Below are 6,069 nucleotides of genomic sequence, written 5' to 3'. Positions count from 1 at the left end.
TGATCCGTCTTCCACCAAAGAAAGAAAAGGTGCGATCATGACAAGGTTTCTTGCTTGGTGTGCAACTTGGCTGGCGGCGGTGTCCTGGCTCGTCATTCCGACAGAGCTACCGACTGCCTACGCGCAGCAGCCAGCGCCCGCACCCGCTTCTGCTTCAGCCGCCGCGCCGGCACCGAGTACCGCCGAAACAGCAGCGNCGCCTCAGGCCTTGACGGAGGACGAACTCGAGACGCTTGTCGCGCGCATCGCACTTTATCCGGATGACCTCGTGGCACTGATCACGGCTAGCTCGCTNTTTCCGCTGCAGATCGTCGAGGCGAACCGGTTCCTTGAAACGAAGAAGACTGATGACAAGCTTAAGCCCAAGGAGACTTGGGATGGCAGTATCATCTCTCTTCTCAACTATCCTGAGGTCGTCAAGATGATGAACGACGACCTGGAATGGACACAGACGCTCGGACAGGCGATCACCTATCAGCAGAAGGACGTCCTTGTGGCCATTCAACAGCTNCGCGACCAAGCGGTGGCCAAGGGCGCGATCAAGACGGACGACAAGATCACGATCGTCAACGAGGGCGACAACGTTGTCATCCGGCCGACCGACCCCGAGAAAGTCTACATCCCGAAATATCCGCCGGAGATGCTCTACGACCCGGGCTACGCCTACNAGCCTATTAGCTACTACGACCAGCCCTATTCGAACTATTGGTATCCCGGTGCTGCCTTCTTCGCCGCAGCCGTGACGGGCGTTGCCTGGGCGGCTGCGGTCAACTGGGACAACTGGGGCGTTTGGGGCGGCAACTGGGGCGGCGACNTCGACGTCGATTGCAACAANTGTTTCAACAACCGCAATTTCAACGGCAAGGTTAAGTGGAACGACGTCGACTGGAAGAACGTCGACCGCAGCAAGCTCAACATCGACNGAAGTCAGTTGGCGAACGTCGACCGAAACACTATCCGAAACAATCTCCAGGCCAATGGCGCCAACAACCTGCGCAATCGCGCCTCCGAGATCAACCGTGAGCGCGGCGCTGGCGTCGCCAACCGGGCGGACCGCGCAGCCGACGTGCGCAGAAGCACCGCGGAGGGTCTGAANAACCGCGGCGGTAACGCCGGGCAAGCCGGCCTCAACCGCCCCGGCGGTGGGGTCGCCAACCGGCCAGCGGCAGGAAATCGGCCAGGCGCCGGCGCGGGCGTAAATCGCCCCGGTGGCGGAAACCGGCCGGCGGCCGGCCAGCGGCCCGCGAACGGTAAGCTCGCCGGCAAGGCAGACAACCGCGGCCGCGCAAACGCACTCGGCAACGTCTCGTCGAAGCGCGGTCAGGTCGACGCTTCGAGGCGTGGAGCGCAGAGCCGCGCCAACGCCCAGCGCCCCAACCGTTCCAACGTCCAGCGCTCGCCCAACCGTTCCAACATTCAGCGCGGTGGGGGTGGACGGTCGCAGATGAGCCGTGGCGGTGGCGGACGGCAGCAGATGAGCCGCGGNGGCGGCGGTAGACAAATGCCTCGAGGCGGCGGCGGCCGCGGTGGCGGTGGCGGACGCGGTGGCGGCAGACGTTGAGCGACCTTTGGGGAGAAAAACGATGAACACGTTCTTCAAGTCTGCAGGCCTCTGGGCCGTTCTTGCAACAACGACCGTTCTTTGCGGAACTGTACCGGTGCTCGCCCAGGATACGCCGTTCGACAACTTCACGGCCTCAACTCCGGCGCCGCAATTCGACGACCCGATTGCGGCGGTCGACAAGCTGAAGGCAGCGCTGTCGTCCGGCGACGTCGATGGTCTTGCTGCGCTGCTCGGCATCGACGCGGCCAAGCTAAAGGCCAACGAGGATGCCATGAACACCTACCGGCAAATCCGCGAGGGCGCCGCAAAGCAGGTGGTCGTGGAGGACCGGGACGGCAAGAAGATCGTCGAGATCGGCGACAAGCTTTGGCCGCTCCCCTTCCCGCTCGCGAAACGTGGTGATGGCAAATGGGCCTTCGATACCAAGGCGGGCTTCGAGGAGATCCTCGACAGGCGGATCGGCGAGAATGAACTGCAAGCGATCGACACCATGCGCAACTACGTCGACGCGCAGCAAGAATACGCTTCGGCCGATCACGACGGCGACGGCGTTCTCGAATATGCACAGAACCTTATAAGTAGCCCTGGCAAGACAGACGGCCTTTACTGGCCCCCCAACCAGGGAGACTCAGACAGTCCCGCCGGAGCCTTCGTCGAACAGGCNGCTCTCGAGCGTGCGAAGGCCGGGGATGGCTATTTCGGCTACCGTTTTCGGATCCTGAAGGGCCAGGGCGCCAACATAGCCGGTGGCGACTACAGCTACATAATCAACGGCAACATGATCGTCGGGTTCGCGCTCGTCGGATGGCCCGTCAAATACGGTGAGACGGGAGTGAAGACGTTCCTGGTGAGCGAGAAGGGCGTCGTCTACGAACGCGATCTCGGCACCGACACCGCCGCGGCGGTCGCGAAAATGACGCGCTTCAACCCTGACGAAAAATGGGACATCGTACCCAACTGATTTTGGCGACGGCGCATTTTAACATTCCTGCTTTGGCTCCGCGCGCCCATAAAACTCTTCGAACGTGTAGTAGGGAGGCAAGTCATGGGTCAAACGATGAAGGCCGCTGTGGTGCGGCGCGATCAAGAGATGTTGCGCAAGTTGATTGCATAACTGCTGTAGGCAGCTTGGGTCCCGAGCTATTGCTTCAAGTCAATCAGTGACGTCGTGTGCCGAATTGGCACCAAAACATGCAAGGATCAATCAATGCTGTTCTACTTTGCACGGACTGTACGCGCTTTGATCAGGGTATCGCTCGTGGTGCTGGCCGCTTGTTGGACGTCGCTCCAGGTATCTGGTTCAGCGGCGTTGGCTCAGGATCCTTTTGACCGTTTTCCTTTGGTCATCACCTGCCAATACAAGGACACGTTCCATGCATTCTATTTGTCCCGAGTCACTGAGGACGGGACGGCAACGTTTGTTGCGTCGGACCGAATCGGAGGTACTATTACTGTACATGGCCGTGCCAAAGCCATTGGAGATTCCGAAGGCGAGAGCTGCGTCGGCAAGACCCTCGAAGAGCTGAGGGCCTCGGGACAGGCGCACGACATCAGATAGCGGTGGGCCGACCGGGTAATTCCTTCTGGTCGTCCGTCATGTGCGTTAGCATTAACACCCACGCTAGCTTCAAACAGTCTAAGATCGGATTTCCGCCCAAATTCTGGGCTGGTATTGACTACGCTCAATGCCCTGCCGCTGGGCGTACGCTATGTTCACGGCAAACCATCTTTGTGGAGCATTGAAATGATGAAGCTAGCGGCACTGCTTGGAATCGCAATCACAATCGCTACTGTCGCATGCCCGGTCGATGCTCAACAGACCCGGCGCGAATATCGCAGGATGAACTGGAGCGAAAGTCTTCCGGAATCTGTTCGCACCTATCATGGCAAGCGATTATCTATAGTTAGCTACCGAACCGCAAACTTCTCCGAAACTGGTGCACATCCATCTCCCGGCAGCGCACAGCACCAGAAGGCCATCAGAGACGCGGCAAAGTCGAACAAGTGGCTTGTCGGGCAACTCAAGGCCAAGGGGCTCAAGCCCGACGACATTGAGTGGGTCATGAGGGCACGCAACGGCAACATGGTGTTCTATGTGGAGTGAGCTGGTGATCATTTGTGGCCGTGCTTGCCGCCATGCTCGGCGTCTCATACGTGCCTGATCGTGTCGATTGGAATGAAAGCGTTCCAATGAGGTGCCTCGATGTGGCAACGGCAGCCACATCGCCCCTCCTCGGCGATGCACCCAAGCGCCTCTCAAGATATGCTCTCCCTGGTAACGAGGCCCTCGCCTTAGGATTGAAGGAAGGGTCCGTTGGTTCTGGTATCCCGCGCCACAGGGACCGACTTCAGATAAAGCTCTTGGCTTTGGCTCTCGCGCACGTGCCGAAACTCGTCGGTCGAAATCTTGCGCCAGTTCAGGTGAAATTTGTTCAACACCGAACGGTGAGCTGGGTTAAATCCGCCGCCCTGTTGAGTCGCGTGCTACTAACGGCCCTGCCGAAGCCCGGATAAGCCTGACACTCGTCAATAGCTGGCATTCAACCATCCGACTAGAGTGACGAACGTTGCCCGGTGCGGAAAAGCGGTGGTTACCAGGCAATCATGCTTAAACTATGCAAAATTATCTGCAGACCCAGAGCAGCCTGGGTAACGCCAAGCACCACTGCCAAAACCTGCAGTGAAGTTCCGATCCATCTAAGGATAGACTCCGCGAACAGCATTGCCATCCAGTCCAGCACCAAGATCAGCAATACGATGGCCGCCACGGTGAGCCCTTCCGTTTGGCGGTCACCCGCCAACGTCGCGAAGACGATCACGGCGGCTATACCATAAGGCGTCACGATCGTTGGAAACGCCAGCGGTGTAAGAGCTAGTCCCACATCCGTTTGGCCCGGCTCTGTCGGTCGTACCGGGAGGTTAGCAGCCGGCTGCAAGACAGTTCGCAAGGCCACGATGAACAGGATGATGCCGCCGGTCATCGCCAGCACCGGCAACGAGATTTCCAGATTTTCAAGCATGGTGCGTCCGAGAAAGCCGGCGATCGCGAGCGCCGCCGCCGAGAAAAGGATCGCTCTGGTGGCTATTCGTCGCCGAACGCTGGGCTCATAGCTGCCTGCGAGGACCTTGAATGGCACCAGTATCTTGATAGGACCGAGCATCAAAAAAAGCATCAGGAATATTTTGCGCGCGCCGAACTCCACTTCAGGCATGTCCGCTCCGAGCGGCGATTGCGCAAAGGATTGCACGGGAAGACATGCGGCCCAAACCACAGTCAGAACAAAGGCCAGGAGACTCCGCCGGCCGGGACAGCGCAACCAAGGATCTGCTTCTGCCTCTTTCTCCCCCGGATAAGTCATGGTCGGCCAGTCTCCAACCACGAAAGGGCTGCTGCTCGTTGCCCAAAGTCGAATGAGCGAATCTCAGGGTGGACGAAATAGCGGGCGATGGCGGGGATGAGCCTAAGAAGCCTGCTGCCGGTTACAACCGCAATCCGTTCGATTTGACGATGGTGACCAGACACAAATTTCAGATGAGCAGCCAGGGCCCCGAAGTTCTTCCAGCCGGGGAATGATTCAATACTGATCATCAGACCGTTGAGTTTGCCGTCTGAACGAAGGACGAACTCGACCCCATTTGCGATCGTCGCGAAGTCGGCCCGTTCGAGCGAACCGTGTGGTGTAATGATCAGGATGTTCTTGTCGCGCAGCGGCTCAACGACAATCATGGTCACCCCCACTTGTCCTCAGTGCGGCTGGGTCAAACGCTCTCCCGGCGAACCTGGTCTCGGCAACAAACGAACAGCCGAACAAGAGCATGACATCGGCGCCAGGACGTCGGTTGTGATACCGCCTGCTCGGCATGCTGTCGCAATAATTTCACTCAGGAAACGAACCATAGTACTCGGCAAGGGCCGTTGTTCCCTTTGCTGTCTGTTTTCCCTGTCTCGGCCCACCTCCCGTGGGTCTTTTCTTTTTTCCCATGGCACCGGAAGCATCTCTCCCACGGTTCGCGACGTTTTTCTGCTGGGATCCTAATAGACGCCATACACGACCTGAAGGAGCACACGCTGATAGCGCGATGCAGTCTATTGCATATGACGTTTTTATGACAGAGTTTGTCGCATCACGTTCAAGAGGAGGGCAAACATGGGTGAAAAACGGAAACGAGTCTATGAAGCGCTTTTGGATGGCGCCACAGAAGGTCTTTCCGGCAAGGGGCTTTACGATTTCGTTTTGAAACGTTGCCCAAAGGCGACCAGCAAGAAGATTGTGCGTGCCTCGCTTCTGGCGCTTACCGATCCCCATGTAAGGGATCCGAATATCCTGAATACCATCTACGCGCTCGCCATAAAACACAGGATGGATGAGGTCGGCTCCGCCTACGATCCCGATGACGAGGAGAACGCTGCTGAGAAAACCCCAGTTCTGCGCAAGCTGAAAAAGAAAGCGGAATCGTCCGCCTATGCAGCCCTCCAGGCGCATCCGACGAGATTAGGAAGCTCG

The 6,069-nt window shown here is 58.3% G+C and carries 6 protein-coding genes and 1 pseudogene; 5 read left to right on the top strand and 2 right to left on the bottom strand.

Annotated elements, in window-relative coordinates; translation table 11 throughout:
• Positions 1-37: 37 nt before the first annotated feature.
• The 4 genes from AF71_RS31100 (at position 38) to AF71_RS31090 (ending at position 3,668) form a co-directional block, all read left to right on the top strand.
• Positions 38-1,561, top strand: coding sequence for a DUF3300 domain-containing protein (locus AF71_RS31100; RefSeq protein ID WP_169684532.1), 1,524 nt, complete (start codon positions 38-40; stop codon positions 1,559-1,561).
• 22 nt (positions 1,562-1,583) lie between these two features.
• The gene (locus tag AF71_RS31095; protein ID WP_169684531.1) at positions 1,584-2,525 is read left to right on the top strand and encodes a DUF2950 domain-containing protein; all 942 of its coding nucleotides are present in this window, start codon (positions 1,584-1,586) and stop codon (positions 2,523-2,525) included.
• A 246-nt stretch (positions 2,526-2,771) separates the two neighbouring features.
• Complete coding sequence (locus AF71_RS32095; protein WP_192242132.1) at positions 2,772-3,122, top strand: hypothetical protein; 351 nt, start codon at positions 2,772-2,774, stop codon at positions 3,120-3,122.
• 186 nt (positions 3,123-3,308) lie between these two features.
• Entirely contained in the window at positions 3,309-3,668 is a 360-nt protein-coding gene (locus AF71_RS31090) for a hypothetical protein (protein WP_169684533.1), read from the top strand.
• Positions 3,669-4,155: 487 nt separating this feature from the next.
• On the opposite strand, the gene AF71_RS31085 is transcribed toward AF71_RS31090, so the two are convergent.
• Positions 4,156-4,776, bottom strand: a complete 621-nt coding sequence (locus AF71_RS31085) for a MarC family protein (protein ID WP_246733909.1) — start codon at positions 4,774-4,776, stop codon at positions 4,156-4,158.
• Positions 4,777-4,919: 143 nt separating this feature from the next.
• Positions 4,920-5,291 carry an STAS/SEC14 domain-containing protein gene (locus tag AF71_RS31080; RefSeq protein ID WP_246733910.1) on the bottom strand — a complete coding sequence of 124 codons (372 nt, stop codon included), beginning with the start codon at positions 5,289-5,291 and terminating at the stop codon, positions 4,920-4,922.
• Between the two features lie 421 nt (positions 5,292-5,712).
• On the opposite strand from AF71_RS31080, the pseudogene AF71_RS31075 reads away from it, so the two are divergent.
• A pseudogene (locus tag AF71_RS31075) lies at positions 5,713-5,934 on the top strand (hypothetical protein); the annotation flags it as partial.
• Positions 5,935-6,069: the final 135 nt, after the last annotated feature.

The organism is Rhizobium sp. 57MFTsu3.2 (genome assembly GCF_012932765.1).
GTDB classification, from domain to species: domain Bacteria; phylum Pseudomonadota; class Alphaproteobacteria; order Rhizobiales; family Rhizobiaceae; genus Rhizobium; species Rhizobium altiplani.
This window is presented reverse-complemented; position numbering and strand designations above follow the sequence as displayed.

Bases quoted from the DNA above. Each gene is read 5' to 3' on its own strand.
- AF71_RS32095 (WP_192242132.1), top strand. From the start codon at position 2,772: ATGCTGTTCTACTTTGCACGGACTGTACGCGCTTTGATCAGGGTATCG.
- AF71_RS31090 (WP_169684533.1), top strand. From the start codon at position 3,309: ATGATGAAGCTAGCGGCACTGCTTGGAATCGCAATCACAATCGCTACT.
- AF71_RS31085 (WP_246733909.1), bottom strand. From the start codon at position 4,776: ATGCCTGAAGTGGAGTTCGGCGCGCGCAAAATATTCCTGATGCTTTTT.
- AF71_RS31080 (WP_246733910.1), bottom strand. From the start codon at position 5,291: ATGATTGTCGTTGAGCCGCTGCGCGACAAGAACATCCTGATCATTACA.